Below are 17,761 nucleotides of genomic sequence, written 5' to 3'. Positions count from 1 at the left end.
CGTTTGAAGCTTTCTTCATAGATCTTAAATACTGGCATAAATTTACTTTTTGTGTAAACCTATTTTAGGACAAGACACATTAACCCCAACGGGGTGAAAGGTCATAGCCACGGGTGTAAACCCGGGGGTGGGAATTATTGATTGCAAAGGCGCCGCCAATGTATTTATAAAAGCATTTTAAATTCGTGCGCTGCAAATTTCAATGTCCTTTTGCCTTGATCCAAAAGACCGATCCAAATCTGAGCTTTCCAACTCATTAAGGTTCCAGCGTTGGCTGGTCAAACGTAGTAATACGATATCCTGCTATCCTTCTGGGCGTTCTGTTTTAAATATGGACACCCTGCTTGTTTTTTTACGTTTCAGTCCCAAATTTTCGGATTTCTGTCAGACAGAGAGTGAAAAAAATTCGGCAGGACATGAAAAATTTCAGCAGAAATGTCCAAAAATAAGACTGAAACGTGAAAATTGTAGCAGAAAGTAAAAAAAGTACAACAGAGCCAAGTCTCATGAGGGTTACAGCAGGTTCTCGCCACAAAATTCCCCGAAGCCCGGACACGCCGCTTGCTGGCAGACATAAACACGGATTTCAGAACCGCCATTAATACCGAAGGGGGAAATAAATCCGAAATGGTTTTGCCCACGGGGAGCAATTAGCTACGGTGCAGGTTGGATATACGTGTCACTAGCTTGTTTTATGATCAATTGCATGCCGATGAGCAACCGGGTGTCTTTGCTTGTGAAATCTTAATCGTGATTTTAGGAGTTGATTACTAAAAATATACTAAAATTATTTAGACCCGAACTAAATAAAACCCAAATAAAACCTAGTCTGGCTTAAGTTTAACAGGCTTTTGTTAACTTGTGTGCTATAAAATAATCCAGTGCCCCTAGTCAAATTAATATCATTGAAAAGTGAAATCAAATAGATATGAAGATTGTACCTGAAGCTATTCTGTTTGGAGTGGACGAATACAATCGACATATGACTAAAAATATACAAATGAAAAGTGAATGTTGGAATATTATCAACGAGACCACGGGTATGATCAAGTACTCTGATACCAAGGCAACTGTGATGTTGTCTGTTTATGGAATTGTCATAACCATTGTTTATTCAAATGCCTCCCAAATGTATTTGTTTTTAGAGGAGAGTTGGATCAATGTGTCAATTGCATCGTTGGCGGCTTTGTTTGCAATGACTTCAGCATATTTTAGTTTCTCGGTAATCAATCCACGTTTTAAGAAAGGTAATCCGGAGTCGGTCATTTATTTTGGAAATATACAAAAACAGTTTTCCACCTGTGATGAATATTACAGCAAGTTAACTGCAGTCTTATCGGATGAGGATGAATATAAAAAACAATTGAACGATCATATATACGTTAATGCACAGATTGCATGGGCGAAATTTTCTCATTTTTCCATTTCGATGAAACTGTTTGGACTTGCATTTATTTGCGTTGTAATTGACTTGTTTATCTATTTCTCTACCAGGTAATTTAAATCAAAGATATCGATATTGCCAGACAGGTTTTGTGAGTAGAATTATATTACGTGACTTTATCAAAGGGATTAATTATTCAATCACTATTTGTAATAAAAAATGCACCTGCCAAAAGGCAAGTGCATTTTCATTATAATAGGATCGTACGTTTTATAAACGAGCTTTAATTTCTTTGGTTGCTTCTTCGAAACCTGGTTTTTCCAACAGGGCAAACATATTCTTTTTATATGCTTCAACTCCTGGCTGGTCAAATGGATTTACTCCTAAAGTATAACCACTCAACCCACAAGCTTTTTCAAAGAAATAAATCAATTGGCCCAAATAGTATTCATTCATTTTAGGCAATTCAATCAAAATATTTGGAACGCCACCGTCCACGTGTGCAATCATAGTTCCTAATTCTGCCATTTTATTTACTTCGTCGACACGTTTTCCTGCAAGATAATTCAGGCTGTCCAGGTTTGCTTCGTCAGAAGGAACACGAACATCGCGGTCAGGGCTGGCAATGGTCAGAACGGTTTCAAACAGTTTGCGTTCACCTTCCTGAATGTACTGTCCCATTGAGTGCAGGTCTGAAGTGAAATCAACACTTGCAGGGAAAATACCTTTACCTTCTTTACCTTCACTTTCGCCATATAATTGTTTCCACCATTCAGCGAAAAAATGAAGTTTTGGGTTATAGTTAACCATGATCTCGATCATCTTACCGCTTTTGTACAATTCGTTACGAACTGCAGCATATTGTGAAGCCATGTTCTCTTCAAAAGGAACATCAACCCCAGTTGATTTTTCCATATCAACAGCACCTTGCACCAGCGCACGAATGTCGAATCCGGCTACTGCAATTGCAAGTAAACCAACCGGAGTCAATACAGAATAACGTCCACCAACATCATCAGGAATAACATAGGTTTTGTATCCTTCTGAAGTTGCCAATTGTTTCAGTGCACCGCGCTCTGCATCAGTAACAGCAACAATTCTTGAGACAGCTTCTTCTTTGCCGTATTTATCTTCAATATCTTGTTTTAATAAACGGAAGGCAAGAGCAGGCTCGGTAGTTGTTCCCGACTTAGAAATAACTGCCATGGCATATTCCTTCGTTTTCAACAATTCGCGTAATTCGTATAAGTAGTCTTCACCAATGTTTTGTCCGGCAAACAAGATAAGCGGCTTGTCGCTTCCTTTTAATTGAGCAAAGCTGTCAGATAGTGCATCAACAACGGCTTTGGCTCCCAGGTACGAACCACCAATACCAACTACTACAAATACTTCAATCTTTTTATCTTGAAGTGCTTTTGCGGTAGCTTCGTAATCAGCTAGTTCAGCTTCAGAAATAGAAGTAGGTAGGTTTACCCAACCTAAAAAGTCATTTCCTTTACCGGTTTTATTATGAAGGGCTTCATTATTTTTTTGCAGTTCTTCGGCATATCCAAAAACTGCCTCTTTTGAAACGAAATCTAAAGTCTTTTCAAAATTCAACGAGATCTTTTCCATGGGTATTTTATCTTAATTTTTCTGTTAATTGTCTTATCTCAACTGCAGGGGGGATGTTCTTATATAGAATATTATAAACGGCTTCACAAATTGGCATATTCACCCGGTAATCCTTATTAATTTCGTGAATGGATTTAGAGGCATAATATCCTTCTGCAACCATGTGCATTTCCAAATGAGCAGAACGGATGGTGTATCCTTTCCCAATCATGGTTCCAAAAGTACGGTTCCGAGAGAATTGAGAATAGCTGGTAACCAGCAGATCGCCTAAATAAGCAGAGTCTTTTATATCACGGGTAATCGGGTGAACCTTATCTACGAATCGCTTGATTTCCTGAATTGAGTTGGAAATTAATACTGCCTGGAAGTTATCTCCATATCGCAAACCATGCACAATTCCGGAAGCGATGGAAACTACGTTTTTCAGCACGGAGGCATATTCGGTTCCGTAAATGTCATCGGATACATTGGCACGGATATATGGACATTGAAGTTTGTCGGCAAACTCTCGCGCCCGACGGATATCCGGGCAGGCGATGGTTAAATATGACAAGCGCTCCAAGGCAACTTCTTCTGCGTGGCAAGGCCCTGCAATAACTCCAATTCGTTCGAAAGGAACCTTGAATTTGCTGTTCAAATATTGACCAACAATTTGGTTGTCAGTAGGAATAATTCCTTTAATTGCAGAAACAATAAACTTTCGATTAATCTCAACGGTCAATTTTGATAAACAGTCGTCAAGAAAGGCGGAGGGTATACAAAGAATAGCAATATCCGATTGTTCCATTACCTCATTGATGTCATCGAAAAAGTTAATCCGGTCAATTTCGAATTCAACCCCTCTTAAGTAATTTGGATTATGAGTGTAGCGCTTGAAAAGTTCAATACTTTCAGGATTTCTGAAATACCAATTAATACTATCTGTATTGTTCAGTATTATCTTAGCAAGAGCAGTTGCCCAGCTTCCACTTCCTATGATTGCTATTTTGGGATTATTGCTCATAATTAATTGCCATTAGGCAAGCCATTTCTTTACATCATCCATGCTTGGATTTGTGAGTCCAAGCTTATTTTTTTTGTTATAACCGCAGATGTCGTTAAAGAACTTTCCGGGTTTTATTTCTTTAAGAGCGTCAATCTTTTTGAATCCTAATTTTTTGATGACTTCCACCCAATCAGCAGGAATTCCCAGCTCTTCAAATTTCTCATCCGAGTCGATTTCTGCTTTTTTCTCTGGTTTCATTTGAGGGAAGAACAACACATCCTGTATGGAAGAATTGTTGGTCATGAACATAGTCAGACGGTCAATTCCAATACCCATTCCGGATGTAGGAGGCATTCCATACTCCAATGCACGAAGGAAATCCTGGTCAATAAACATGGCCTCATCATCTCCTTTTTCTGAAAGTTTTAATTGATCTTCAAACCGTTCTCGTTGATCAATCGGATCGTTTAATTCAGAATAGGCATTGGCTAATTCCTTTCCATTTACCATGAGCTCGAAGCGCTCGGTAACTTCCGGATTGTCTCGGTGCTTTTTCGTTAATGGAGACATTTCAATTGGATAATCGATGATGAATGTTGGCTGGATGTAATTTCCTTCACATTTCTCTCCAAAAATTTCATCGATCAATTTTCCTTTACCCATACTTGGGTCTGTCTCTATATCTAATTTTTTACAAATTTCTCGTAATTCTTCTTCCGACTTACCAGCAATATCGTATCCAGTATGCTCTTTTATGGCATCGTACATGGTAACTCTTGGGAATGGTCTTTTAAAGTCGATCACCTTATCACCCAACTGAACATCTGTTTTTCCATGTAAAGCAAGCGCAACGCGTTCAACCATTTCTTCCGTGAAATTCATCATCCATTTGTAGTCTTTATAAGCTACGTAGATTTCCATCACGGTAAATTCAGGATTGTGGGTGCGGTCCATTCCTTCGTTGCGGAAGTCCTTGGCAAACTCGTAAACTCCTTCAAAACCACCAACGATCAATCTTTTTAAATAAAGTTCGTTGGCAATTCGTAAATACAAAGGAATATTCAAGCTGTTGTGGTGAGTGGCAAATGGGCGGGCAGCTGCTCCACCGGGAATGGCTTGCAAGATCGGAGTTTCTACTTCCAAATAGCCGTTCTCATTAAACATCTCACGCATGGTGTTGATGATTTTGGTTCTTTTTTCAAAAACATCTTTCACCTTTGGATTAACAATCAAGTCAACGTAGCGCTGACGGTAACGCATTTCCATATCGGAGAATGCATCGTATACTTTGCCGTCTTTTTCCTTTACAATAGGAAGTGGACGCAAGGATTTACTTAATACGGTTAATTCAGTAACATGAATGGATTTTTCACCAACCTGAGTTATGAAAGCATGCCCTTTAATTCCGATGATGTCCCCAATATCCAAAAGCTTTTTGAAAACATCATTATAAAGGCTTTTATCATCTCCGGGACAAATTTCGTCGCGGTTTAAATAAAGTTGAATCCGGCCCGAATCATCTTGCAGTTCAGCAAATGATGCTTTCCCCATAATCCTGCGGCTCATAATTCTACCTGCCATTACCACATCCTGATAGTTTTCTTTTTCAGGATCAAATTCTGCTTTTATCTCAGCAGCTTTGGTGTTTACAGGAAACTCTTCAGCTGGATAAGGATTGATCCCTGCTTCCCTTAATTTTTCAAGAGAGTTTCTTCTGATAATTTCCTGTTCACTAAGCTCAATCGTACTCATCGGTGTTTTTCAGTTTGAATTAACTACGAAAAAAATTTTTGCAAAGATAACAAAGAATTGCGTATTCACTCAATCAGAATTGATAAGAACTAAATGTAACATAATCAGTCGGTTGAGAAAAATGAAGGAAGATCGAAATTTTATCAGCTAGCTAAGGGTTTGAAATGGTGTGTCATAGCCTTGATTATTATCATTCTGTTAACAAGATATAAGTTTATCAGATCCTTTTTTCTTTCCAGATCGGACTCCATTTTTTATCTTTGAAAAATTTTAGCAACTATATTTAAGAGGTTGAACAATCGTAATGGACAAAATTTGGAACATTAAAGAACCGGGCGACATCAATGTTATTAAGCATTTGTCTGCAGCGCTTAATGTTAATATGGTCATTGCGAACCTTTTAGCACAGCGTGGGGTCACCAACTACAATGAAGCGAAAGCTTTTTTCAGGCCAAGACTTTCCGATTTACATGATCCATTTCTTATGAAAGATATGGACAAGGCTGTTGCACGTCTTGAGCAGGCAATTGAGAATAGCGAGAAAGTTTTGATTTACGGTGATTACGATGTGGATGGCACAACATCGGTTGCTATGATGTACCAGTTTTTGCGAAAACGCATAAAAAATCTCGATTATTATATTCCTGATCGCTACTCCGAAGGGTATGGAATTTCTCCCCGAAGCATTGATTTTGCAGCTGAACAGCAAATTACTTTGGTGATCGTTCTTGACTGTGGAATTAAAGCGGTTGAGAAAATTAAGCAAGCAAAAGATCGTGGAATTGATTTCATTATTTGTGATCATCACAATCCGGATGAAATCATTCCTGATGCAGTAGCGGTGCTTGATCCTAAAAGGCCAGACTGTAAATATCCATACAAAGAATTGGCCGGATGTGGTGTTGGTTTCAAATTTCTACAGGCTTATACACAGAAAAATGATGTTCCCGTTGTTGAGCTATATGATCTGTTGGATATGGTCGTGGTGAGTATTGCCTCTGATATTGTTCCGGTGACGGGTGAAAATCGGGTGTTGGCTTATTTCGGTTTGAAGAAGTTGAACAGCAATCCAAGTCTTGGGCTGAAAACCATTATTCAAATCTCGGGATTGTTAGGGACTGAAATGACCATCAGTGATATCGTTTTCAAGATTGGTCCCCGAATAAATGCATCTGGAAGGATTGAGCATGGGAAAAAGTCGGTGGAGATTATGGTGGTTAATGATGAGGAGGAAGCAGATCGTTTGGGAGATGAAATAAATTCCTACAATGAAATTCGCAAAACCCTGGACCGTGACATTACTCAGGAAGCCTTGGATATGATTGCTCACGATCCAATTCAGTCTGAGCGAAATACAACGGTTCTTTATAACCGGGATTGGCATAAAGGTGTGGTTGGAATTGTTGCTTCGCGATTAACGGAGCATTATTATCGCCCAACAGTAATCCTTACAGAGTCCAACGGGCTGGCTACCGGATCTGCCCGATCAGTAAAAGATTTTGATTTATATGAAGCGATTGGGTCATGCAGTGACTTATTGGAATCGTATGGTGGGCACATGTACGCTGCCGGCCTGACTATGAGAATAGAAAATATTCCGGCGTTCAATCGCCGTTTTGAAGAGATAGTAACCAAACTGATAACTGATCAGCAACAAATTGAAATGATTGAAGCTGATGCAAAAATTCAGTTGTCAGAAATCACCCCTAAATTTTACCGCCTTTTAAAACAATTTGCCCCATTTGGCCCACACAATATGACTCCTGTGTTTGTTACTGAAAATGTATTGGATGCAGGTACCAGTAGAACCGTTGGGCGCAACCTGGAACACTTGAAACTTGATTTGGTAGAACCAACAGGTAATTCATCCATATTTTCAGCGATCGCATTTAATCAGGCAAGCCATTACGAAGCAATAAGTCAGGGCCTTCCTTTTGATATTTGTTATTCAATTGCCGAAAATCAATTCCGGGGGAAAACCAATATTCAACTATATATTAGGGATATCTCAGCGAAAGTTTACTAATCACTTATACTAATCTTTTTAAAAACTTACTATGAACTTAAGCTTAAAGAATGGGCAAAACCAGTTTACGCCGAGTAACATGGTTTTGGGTGTGCAATTTTTGTTTGTTGCTTTTGGGGCGACTGTGTTGGTTCCTCTTTTAGTGGGAATCGATCCTGCAGTTGCATTATTTACAGCGGGCGTTGGAACACTGTTTTTCCATCTAATTACAAAGGGAATTGTTCCTGTTTTTTTGGGGAGTAGTTTCGCTTTTATTGCTCCAATTATTGAGGCTACAAGACTTTATGGTTGGCCCGGCACCTTATCTGGAATTATTGCAGTTGGTTTCGTTTATGCTGTCGTATCCGGTTTGGTTAAATGGCGTGGATTGAAATTTATTGAACGTTTATTCCCTTCGACGGTAGTGGGACCTGTGATCATGATCATCGGTCTGTCTCTTGCAAGTGCTGCTATTGATATGGCAAAAACAAACTGGACTATTGCTGTGGTTAGTTTGTTGACAGCTATTGTAGTGGTGATTTTCACAAAAGGGATTATTAAATTGATTCCAATTTTTATAGGAATTCTTGTCGGATATATTGTCGGGTTTGCTTTAGGTGCAATCGACTTCACTCCAATTAAGGAAGCTGCATGGTTTAGTTTGCCAGAATTTACAACTCCAAAATTTAGCTGGGGAGCTATTCTGTATATGGTTCCTGTTGCAGTTGCACCAGTTATTGAACATGTGGGAGATATGTATGCAATTGGTGGTGTTGCAGGGAAGAATTTCATTGAAAAGCCAGGTCTGCATCGTACTTTATTAGGAGATGGTATTGCCACAGCTTTTGCAGGTATTATGGGAGGTGTTCCAAATACAACGTATTCTGAAGTTACTGGTGCAATTTCATTAACCAAAGTAACCAATCCATTCATTCTGCGTGTTTCTGCTGTTACTGCCATTGTGTTTTCATTGGTCGGAAAAATCAGTGGTTTCCTGAAAACTATTCCACAAGCAGTATTGGGCGGTATCATGTTGTTGTTGTTTGGTATGATTGCTTCCGTTGGTATTAAGACATTGGTTGATTCAAAAACTGACATGAGCAGTACTCGAAATCAAGTGATTGTTTCAGTCGTACTTACTGTTGGTATTGGTGGCGCTGTTATTTCCTGGGGTAATTTTTCATTGGCAGGAATTGGTTTAGCTGCCGTTGTTGGTATTGTGTTGAATTTACTCTTGCCAGGAGATTCAAAAAAGGTAGTTTTAGAAAATTAGAAAAGCTTCTAAATAAAGCAAAAGGACGGTTGTGGCCGTCCTTTTTTTACGAAAAAATCAATCTATACATATCGTAATTGGGAAAATTATGTCAAATTTATAGATATCCTAGATTGGAAAAAATTTTAATTCTATTTCTTCAGTATCTTCTTTTTGCTCCATTGAAAATTTGCCAGAACTTTCAATAGTAAGTTTTCTTTTTTTAGATGCGGTGGTTAAGTTTTTTTCGATGGAAGTAATTTCCGTAGGCTCTATCTCCCGATTAAAAAAGACTTTTAGATTATTAGCTTTCTCATCATCAAATTGGATGAGAAATGCTGTATGTTCAGGAAAAATTAGATCGTCGTATGCATATGAGACATCATTCCCTGTTTCTTCCAACATCATTTTAACTTCTGCGAGGGGACGAAATGGTATAGTCATAAATTATTTTTTTAGAATTGAAATGTACGTTAATTTGCTGAACAACTAGTTGATGAACAGCTGCTGCAAGAAGAACCGCAAGAAGAACTTTCAATATCCCTGGGTTCGAAAAGAGACAGTTTTCCTTCTTTTAGTAACTCAATATTTTCCTGAACCAAATTGCTGGTTGGTTTAAATATTGCCACTTGATTGTCGTGCAATATTTTGTAGGCCATCGGGCGCACGTTCGGACTAATAATTGCGCTAATTATTTCATCAGAACCGGGCATTCTCAGATCCAACCCAAAGCGAGTCATTAATTCCGATTTTGAGAAATACTCCACTTCATCAGTCTCAAGGTTGTACAAACAATACAAATTTGCTTTGTAGAAATCGTTTGCCATAAAATACCTGCCATTATTTTGGTGTCCTAACACCGGTACACAAATCTTCATAATTCCTCCTTTTATTTTATAAACAATGATTTATCCATATTATGACTTTGCCAGTTTGTAGTCAATCGCAATGCCAAAAATGTTAAATTGAAGATTGTCAGCGCAATGAGTGTTGGAGTCTATTGGCGCACCTACATTTTTGTAGGAGTTTTCTACTAAAATGTAGATTAAGCTTCGATCCTTTTTAAAAAATATTATTCTCATTTGGGAGGAAGCTTTTAGGGGTGTTTTTTCAGTGAATTGTCTTATTAATAAGTTGCAGTTTTTTTTCATAATTTTGGATTACATATTTACAAAAGAGAAGGTATGACCGGTAATGTATTTTACCGGTCACTTTTTTTGATGATTACAACCGCTGCTTTTAATGAAAATTTGCAGGACTTCTTAAATTCTTTTCTCCGGAAATCTCTGCAATGCTTTTTATTTCCATTGCACATGTTTATTTTTGACTGATAAATACAGACGTATGTCAGCAATTCAGATTAATCCAAACCTGTTGGTTCAGTATCTTCAAAAATCAGCTAATGAGTTTACTCGCGAAGATATTATCCGATATATCGAGGAGCGAGATATTGAGATGCTAAACTTTCGATATGTAGCGGAGGATGGAAAACTCAAAACCATCAATTTTATGGTTCGTGGGAGAGACGAACTTGAGATGGTACTGTCGGCAGGCGAGCGAGTTGATGGGAGCTGTATTTTTTCTTTTTTGGAACCAAATGCGAGTGATTTATTTTTGGTGCCTCGCTATAAAACAGCTTTTCAAAATCCTTTTTCAAGCATTCCTTCAGTTGATATTCTCTGTTCCTTTTACGACGCTAATGGACTACCATTGGAAAGTTCTCCGGAGTATGTTCTGCAAAAAGCACAAAATCAGTTTTTTAAGACAACGGGAATGCAGCTAAAGATGATGGCTGAATTGGAATATTATGTGATTAGCGATGTGCCGGAAGATTTAAAAGTTTCGAAAAATGGTTATCAGTGTGCGGAGCCTTTCACGATTCACGAAGGACTGCGCGTTGAAGCGATACGGTTAATTGCACAGTGCGGAGGTTTAATTCGGTTCGGACATGCAGAAAGTGGAAGGTTTGTACTGAAAGGTAAAATTTATGAGCAGCATGAGCTCGAATTCTCACCTAGCGATCCTGAGAATTCTGCTGACCAGTTAGTTATTGCCAAGTGGATATTGCGGATGTTGGGGCAGAAATACAACGTGAATGTTACCTTCATTCCGAAGATTACTCTTGGTCAACCCGGAAGTGGCTTGCATTTTCATTTTTTGGCTGAGCAAAATGGAAGCAATATGTTGGTGGAGAATGGAGAATTAACTTCGACCAGCCTGAAAATGATTGCTGGGATATTAGATCTGTCTCCGGCTCTAACAGCTTTTGCAAATACAACCCCTATTTCTTATTTGAGATTAATGACTGGCGAACAGACACCAAACCATATTTGCTGGGGTAAGTGCAATCGATCAACGCTTGTTCGAGTCCCATTGGGATGGAATCAGCATTTGGATTTGGGAGCTACGGCAAATAATCAGGAGCCGCAGAAAGTCGATCATTCATTCCGGCAAACAATTGAATATCGCGGATCCGATGGTGGGGCAAATCCATATTTATTTTCTGCCGCTTTAATTGTTGCCTTTCTGAAAGGTTTTTCTAATACCGAGTCGTTAAAAAACTCGGATCGCTACTTTACCGAAAATAATGAGTTTCAACAGGAAGGAGTGGAGGACGGAGAGCAATTTGATATTTTACCAATGTCTTGCTATGAATCTGCTGAAAAATTGGAGGAGTTTCGACATTTCTTTGAACAAGATCAAATATTCCCAAAATCAATAGTCAATCATACCATTTTGAGGTTGCGTTCGTTCAATGACAAGGAATTGATATCGAATTTCAAAACCTATGGAGATGAAAGTAAAGAAATGGATGAACTGATTGAAGAATATCTCCACTACATGTAATATCGTTTAAAGTTCAAATTTTATTGAAGTAAATTCTTTTTAAAATTATGACCCTAATAAAATCAATATCGGGCATTCGAGGAACAATCGGTGGCCGACCTGGTGATGGATTAAGTCCTGTAGATGTAGTTAAATATGCGGCTTCCTATGCAAAGTGGTTGGAAAGCCAGTCGAATGAAAGTAAAAAAACAGTTGTTGTAGGGAGGGATGCCCGAATTTCTGGTGAGATGGTTGAGGCATTGGTTTGCGCAACGCTCAATGGAATGGGATGTGATGTCGTTAATATTGGGCTGGCAACAACCCCGACAACGGAAATTGCTGTTACCAAAGAAAAAGCGCAGGGCGGAATAATCCTGACGGCAAGTCACAATCCAAAACAATGGAATGCACTGAAACTTTTAAATAAAGATGGTGAGTTTTTATCAGCAACTGATGGGCAAGCAATCCTTGAATTTGCGGACAACGAAGATTTTGATTTTGCTGATGTTGACGATTTAGGGACGACAGTTACGAAAGATTATACAGATATTCATGTTCAGGATGTTTTAAATCTGGAACTGGTAGATGTGGACGCTATCAGAAAAGCAGATTTTTCAGTAGCATTTGATGCTGTAAATTCAGTAGGTGGAATAGCTATTCCTGCATTATTGAAAGCCTTGGGCGTGAAAACGATTGTTTCAATTAACGAAGAACCTTCAGGTCATTTTGCACACGTGCCAGAACCTTTACCCGAGAACCTTGTAGAGACTTGTAATATTGTTAAAACCAGTAATGTTGATGTTTGCTTTGTGGTTGATCCGGATGTTGATCGATTGTCAATAATTAGTGAGGACGGTTCGATGTTTAATGAGGAATATTCTCTTGTTGCAATAGCAGACTATATTTTGGCTCATAATCCCGGCAATACGGTGTCAAATCTTTCATCTTCCAGAGCTTTACGTGTTGTTACTGAAAAGCACGGTTGGAAATATACAGCAGCGGCTGTAGGCGAAGTAAATGTGGTCGCCAAAATGAAGGAAACCAATGCTGTTATTGGTGGTGAGGGGAATGGAGGAATCATTTATCCCAAATCCCATTATGGAAGAGATGCATTGGTGGGCATTGCATTATTTTTATCGCAATTGGCAAAGTCAAATCTGAAATGCTCAGAATTGAGGAAAACATACCCGGACTATTTTATATCGAAAAATAAGATTGAGCTAACTCCTGAGATTGATGTGAATGTTATTCTTGATCAGATGAAAGAGAAGCATAGCGAGGACGAGGTAAATGATATCGATGGAGTGAAAATTGATTTTGAAAACGAATGGGTCCATTTAAGAAAATCCAACACAGAGCCAATCATTCGAATTTATGCAGAATCAGTTTCTCCGGAAGCTTCTGACGCATTGGCAAAAAAAATAATCACAGAAATAAAATCGCTTATCTAGTCGGCTAGGTATGAGTGTAGTGACTCATATGTCGTGATTTTTTTGAACTAAGGTTATAGTTTTTTTACGTTTATTAACAATATTGGCATAAATATTGTGTTAAATTGCAGGCCAAAGGAACGATTTTAAGCCCCAGTGTGAGTTAGTTGTTGATGTTTGATATTTCCTTAAAAATCTGCCTTTTGTTTAACCAACTAATTTCAAAAAATAATAAATAACCATAAAACAGAAAACGCCTAATATTTATTTCCATGAACAAAAAAACAATCGTTATTGCGCTTGTTCCGCTTTTGCTAATAACATTGGCTTTAATTTTTTGGACTTCTGAAGAAAAAGTTGATGTTATTACTGCCGAGGTTCAGCGTGGGGAATTTCAAGTAAAAATCTACACTTCCGGGCAATTGGAATCAGAGACTTCTGAAAATATTTCTGCCCCTGAAAAAATGAAAGACCGAAGTCTCAGAATCTATGAATTGTCTATCACCGATATGATTGAAGAGGGCACTTTGGTGGATTCCGGTGATTATGTTGCTACGCTCGATCATAAAACAGTTGAAGAGGAATTAAAGAAGGTTCAGGATGATATTGAAAAAACATATTCAGAGTATGAAGATGCAAAGATCGATTCCATGCTGACTTTGAGTAACCAACGAGATAATATTGTAAATGCCTCTCTTGATTTAATTGAGAAAAAAATCGAGATGGAGCAGTCAATTTATGAATCTCCAGCAGTTCAGAAAAAGACAGAGATGGATTATCAGAAAGCAGAAAGGAAATATGAACAGGAGAAACAAGCTCTTGACCTGAAGCAGCAGCAGGAAGCTAATAAAGTTGACCGTAGGTATATCAACTATCGACAATTGAAAGAGCGCGAGGAAGGATTGCGAGAGTTGTTTAATTCACTAGTGATATATGCTCCCAAATCTGGAATATTGACTTATTTTAAATATCCTTGGGGAGAAGTTGTTGCAGTTGGCTCCAGAATTAGTTCTTACAGGGGAGATATTGCTAAGATACCCGACATGAACCATCTGATTTCAAGAACATTTGTGAATGAGATTGATATTTCAAAAGTAAAAGTTGGGCAAAAAGTATCTATTGGTATTGATGCTTTTCCTGATAAAGAGCTTGAGGGGGAAGTAGTTACCATGGCAAATGTCGGTCAGCCAATGCCAGGAAGCGATGCAAAAGTCTTTGAAGTGAAAATTAAAGTCTTTGATAAAGATGGTGAGCTAAAACCCGCAATGACTACCAGTAATATTATCTATGGTTCGAATTTTTCGGATACTCTTTATATTCCTTCTGATGCAGTTTTTGAGAATGACAGTTTAAGGTATGTCTATCTGAAGAAAAGAAATTTCAAAAAGCAAATTGTTAAGCTCGGGGAGCAAAATGAAAATTTTGTGGTCGTTAATGCCGGCTTGTCTGAGGGAGACGAAGTATCATTGGTTGAGCTCGATAATAGTGATAAACTTGATTGGGAAGGCTTGGATATTTACGAGCAAATTGTAAAGGATGAAGAGGAGCGGAAAGAACTTGCAGCTAAAGAGCGTGAGCGGTTGAAGAACGAAAAGAAGGAGAATAAAATGGCTCCCGGTATGCCTTCTGGTATGCCAGCAAATGTAGTGATTAGACAATAACCCCGAAATTCAGAAAACATGATTAAGAAGTATTTTCATGATTTACTTATTGGGATTGAAGCGATTTTTGCCAATAAATTAAAATCAATGCTTACAGCTCTTGGGATCATATTTGGTGTAGCTGCTGTAATTAGCATGATGGCTATTGGTAATGGCGCCGAACAAGAGATTCTCGATCAGATCAAAATGGTTGGGGTGAATAATATTATAATTACTCCGACAAGCGTTGAAAACGAAAATGGGGAATCAAGTGATGAAGAGGAGAGCGATAGTAATGCCAAGTTCTCTAAAGGATTAACAATGCTCGATATTGAGGCAATTAAAGAGGTTATCCCTACCATTGAAAAAATTAGCCCGGTGGTTAGCTCCAATTACTCCGTTATTGTTGATGGCAAAAGTAAACCAATTTCATTGGAAGGTATTGGAGTTAGTTATTTTGAGATTTTTAATATTAGTCTGGAAGAAGGTGAATCTTTTGATAGCTTTCAAAGTGAAAACGGACAACCCGTATGCGTGGTCGGTAACAATATTAAAAATGAATTATTTAAACAGGAGAGTCCGATTGGAAAGCAGATCAAGGTTGGGCAAATCTGGTTGACCGTTATTGGTATTGTTGAGAAGCGTGATTTCACAGCTTCAGCATCTGATGAAATGGGAATTAGTAGTTCTGATAATAAAATCTTCATTCCTGCTGAAACGTTTTTAATGCGCTATAAAAATAATGGATTGTTAAGAGCTGATGAGATTGAACGAGCGAGTTCTCGAAGGAATGGTTCACAAGCGAGTAGTGGTGAAAATAACCAGCTTAATAAAATCATTGTTCAGGTAAAGGAAACAGAGCAATTGACGGCGACATCGAATATCATTAAACGGATGTTTTTGCGTCGTCATTCAGGATTGTATGATTTTGAAGTGACAATTCCTGAGTTACTGTTGAAACAGCAACAACGAACAAAAAATATCTTCAATGTTGTTTTGGGAGCAATTGCAGGCATCTCTTTGATTGTTGGTGGTATTGGTATTATGAATATTATGCTGGCCTCCGTGATGGAGCGAATCCGAGAAATTGGCACCCGGCAGGCTATTGGAGCTTCGCGAAAGGATATCATTGTACAGTTTCTTTCAGAGTCAACATTAATTAGCGTGTTTGGAGGAATCGCGGGAATTTTACTGGGTGTAATACTTTCAAAATTAGTCACGGTTATTTTTGATATTAAAACCATTGTTTCCTTTTTCAGCATCATTGTTGCTTTTGGCGTTTCAGCAGCAGTGGGTATCGTATTTGGATATTTGCCAGCGAAGCAGGCTGCTGAGAAAGATCCTGTTGAGTCACTTCGTTATTAAATCAGAAAACATAAAAAATGAGAACATACTATAAACTAATTATACTAATATTCGTGTGTTTGTCCTTTGAGGCGAAATCACAAATAAATGATCTGAAACTTTCCTTAGAAGATGTGGTGGAGCTGGCATCAAAACAGTCAATTGATGCGTTCCGTAATGAGAATATGTTTCGGGCTAGTTATTGGGAGTACCGTTACTTTCAAGCTGATAAGCTTCCCAGTCTAAATCTGGATGCAACCCCTCTTGACTTCAACAGATATCGAAGACGTGAATATAATTTTCAAACAAATCAGGAAGAGTATGTCCAACGTGAATTTTTAAACGCGGATTTTGGCCTTTCACTTAATCAAAATATTGCATTAACGGGAGGACAATTATTTCTTCGATCTGATTTGGGAATGGTTAAAAATTTGGGTGATGATGAAAATACTTCGTACCAATCAACTCCAATTAGTATTGGTTATCAGCAAAATTTGAATGGCTATAACCGTTTAAAATGGAATTCAAAAATAGAACCTTTAAAATATGAGAGGGCAAAGAAAGAGCTCATACAGAATAATGAACAACTTGCGGTAAAAGCTACTTCGAAGTTTTTTAGTTTGGTGTCAGCTCAAATTAATTTATCAATTGAAGAAAACAATCAAGCCAATAATGATACCATTTATCGTATCGGAAAAGGAAGATTTCAGGTGGGTACTGTTACACAGGATGAACTACTCAACCTCGAGCTTAACCTGCTTAATTCAAAACAGGCCTATAATAAAGCAAAACTTGAATTGATCCGAGCTCAATCAGAGATGAACTCATTCCTTGGCCTTGATAAAAATTCGAAAGTGACATGTGTGGTACCGGAAGATATTCCAAGTTTGGAAGTGATAGCAAATGAGGCGCTTGGGAAAGCATTGGAGAATAATCCAGAGATTATTGGTCAGCAACAGCAGCTACTGGAAGAAGATAGGCGGGTTGCTCAGAAAAAATCCGAGACAGGGCTTAACACAAGTATTTTCGCTCAATATGGTTTAGACCAGTCGTCCTTAGAATTCAAAGACGTTTATAATAATCCGGATAAAAGCCAACGTTTTCGACTTGGCGTAAGTATTCCAATTGTTGATTGGGGCCGACGGAAGGGAAATTATTTGATGGCTGAATCAAATCGAGAGGTTACACGCGCAAGAATAAAACAGTCCAGAATTGACTTTGAACAGAATGTCTTTCAAACTGTGATGGAATTTAATTTGCAGGCCGAACAGGTTCGTAATGCAGCATTAGCCGATACAGTTGCTCAAAAAGGATATGATGTTACTTTTCAGCGTTTCTTGATTGGGAAAGTGGATATATTAAACTTAAATCAAGCAAGGAATGATCTTGAAAAAGCACGAAAAGCCTATATTTTAGCACTTAATCGTTATTGGAACTATTATTATACCATCAGGCAATTGACTTTGTTCGATTTTGAGAGTGGTGAAAACCTCACCGAAGAGTATGAGAAAATCCTTCAAACCAATTAA

Annotated in this window: 14 protein-coding genes; 8 read left to right on the top strand and 6 right to left on the bottom strand. The window is 38.2% G+C overall.

Annotation, left to right across the window (positions count from 1 at the left end; translation table 11 throughout):
• Positions 1–928 precede the first annotated feature (928 nt).
• Positions 929–1,498: a Pycsar system effector family protein gene (locus ACUNWD_RS13610; RefSeq protein WP_445588371.1), complete on the top strand. Its 570-nt coding sequence runs from the start codon at positions 929–931 to the stop codon at positions 1,496–1,498.
• A 156-nt stretch (positions 1,499–1,654) separates the two neighbouring features.
• Here ACUNWD_RS13610 and ACUNWD_RS13605 read toward each other — a convergent pair whose 3' ends face one another.
• The 3 genes from ACUNWD_RS13605 to lysS are packed head-to-tail and all read right to left on the bottom strand — an operon-like array spanning position 1,655 to position 5,735.
• Positions 1,655–2,998, bottom strand: coding sequence for a glucose-6-phosphate isomerase (locus tag ACUNWD_RS13605; RefSeq protein WP_445588370.1), 1,344 nt, complete (start codon positions 2,996–2,998; stop codon positions 1,655–1,657).
• A 7-nt stretch (positions 2,999–3,005) separates the two neighbouring features.
• On the bottom strand, positions 3,006–4,001 hold the full coding sequence (locus ACUNWD_RS13600) for an NAD(P)H-dependent glycerol-3-phosphate dehydrogenase (protein ID WP_445588369.1): 996 nt from the start codon (positions 3,999–4,001) through the stop codon (positions 3,006–3,008).
• Between the two features lie 12 nt (positions 4,002–4,013).
• The gene (gene lysS, locus ACUNWD_RS13595) at positions 4,014–5,735 is read right to left on the bottom strand and encodes a lysine--tRNA ligase (protein WP_445588368.1); all 1,722 of its coding nucleotides are present in this window, start codon (positions 5,733–5,735) and stop codon (positions 4,014–4,016) included.
• A 304-nt stretch (positions 5,736–6,039) separates the two neighbouring features.
• Here lysS and recJ point away from each other — a divergent pair, with 304 nt between their 5' ends.
• Positions 6,040–7,761, top strand: a complete 1,722-nt coding sequence (gene recJ / locus ACUNWD_RS13590) for a single-stranded-DNA-specific exonuclease RecJ (RefSeq protein ID WP_445588367.1) — start codon at positions 6,040–6,042, stop codon at positions 7,759–7,761.
• 31 nt (positions 7,762–7,792) lie between these two features.
• Positions 7,793–9,013, top strand: a complete 1,221-nt coding sequence (locus tag ACUNWD_RS13585; protein WP_445588366.1) for a uracil-xanthine permease family protein — start codon at positions 7,793–7,795, stop codon at positions 9,011–9,013.
• Between the two features lie 108 nt (positions 9,014–9,121).
• On the opposite strand, the gene ACUNWD_RS13580 is transcribed toward ACUNWD_RS13585, so the two are convergent.
• From ACUNWD_RS13580 to ACUNWD_RS13570, 3 genes are read right to left on the bottom strand one after another with little or no spacing between them, the layout of a single operon-like run.
• Entirely contained in the window at positions 9,122–9,436 is a 315-nt protein-coding gene (locus tag ACUNWD_RS13580) for a hypothetical protein (protein WP_445588365.1), read from the bottom strand.
• A 29-nt stretch (positions 9,437–9,465) separates the two neighbouring features.
• Entirely contained in the window at positions 9,466–9,870 is a 405-nt protein-coding gene (locus ACUNWD_RS13575; RefSeq protein WP_445588364.1) for a hypothetical protein, read from the bottom strand.
• A gap of 39 nt (positions 9,871–9,909) precedes the next feature.
• The gene (locus ACUNWD_RS13570) at positions 9,910–10,074 is read right to left on the bottom strand and encodes a hypothetical protein (protein ID WP_445588363.1); all 165 of its coding nucleotides are present in this window, start codon (positions 10,072–10,074) and stop codon (positions 9,910–9,912) included.
• A 262-nt stretch (positions 10,075–10,336) separates the two neighbouring features.
• Here ACUNWD_RS13570 and ACUNWD_RS13565 point away from each other — a divergent pair, with 262 nt between their 5' ends.
• The 5 genes from ACUNWD_RS13565 to ACUNWD_RS13545 all read left to right on the top strand — a co-directional run bounded on the left by ACUNWD_RS13565 (position 10,337) and on the right by ACUNWD_RS13545 (position 17,761).
• Entirely contained in the window at positions 10,337–11,839 is a 1,503-nt protein-coding gene (locus ACUNWD_RS13565; RefSeq protein ID WP_445588362.1) for a glutamine synthetase beta-grasp domain-containing protein, read from the top strand.
• A gap of 47 nt (positions 11,840–11,886) precedes the next feature.
• Entirely contained in the window at positions 11,887–13,269 is a 1,383-nt protein-coding gene (gene glmM, locus ACUNWD_RS13560) for a phosphoglucosamine mutase (RefSeq protein WP_445588361.1), read from the top strand.
• 251 nt (positions 13,270–13,520) lie between these two features.
• Positions 13,521–14,909: an efflux RND transporter periplasmic adaptor subunit gene (locus ACUNWD_RS13555; protein ID WP_445588360.1), complete on the top strand. Its 1,389-nt coding sequence runs from the start codon at positions 13,521–13,523 to the stop codon at positions 14,907–14,909.
• An 18-nt stretch (positions 14,910–14,927) separates the two neighbouring features.
• Positions 14,928–16,253, top strand: a complete 1,326-nt coding sequence (locus ACUNWD_RS13550) for an ABC transporter permease (protein WP_445588359.1) — start codon at positions 14,928–14,930, stop codon at positions 16,251–16,253.
• Positions 16,254–16,270: 17 nt separating this feature from the next.
• The gene (locus ACUNWD_RS13545) at positions 16,271–17,761 is read left to right on the top strand and encodes a TolC family protein (RefSeq protein WP_445588358.1); all 1,491 of its coding nucleotides are present in this window, start codon (positions 16,271–16,273) and stop codon (positions 17,759–17,761) included.

It is taken from the genome of Sunxiuqinia sp. A32, assembly GCF_052690465.1.
The sequence above is the reverse complement of the archived record's forward strand: the minus strand, read 5'-3'. Positions and strand labels throughout refer to the sequence as shown.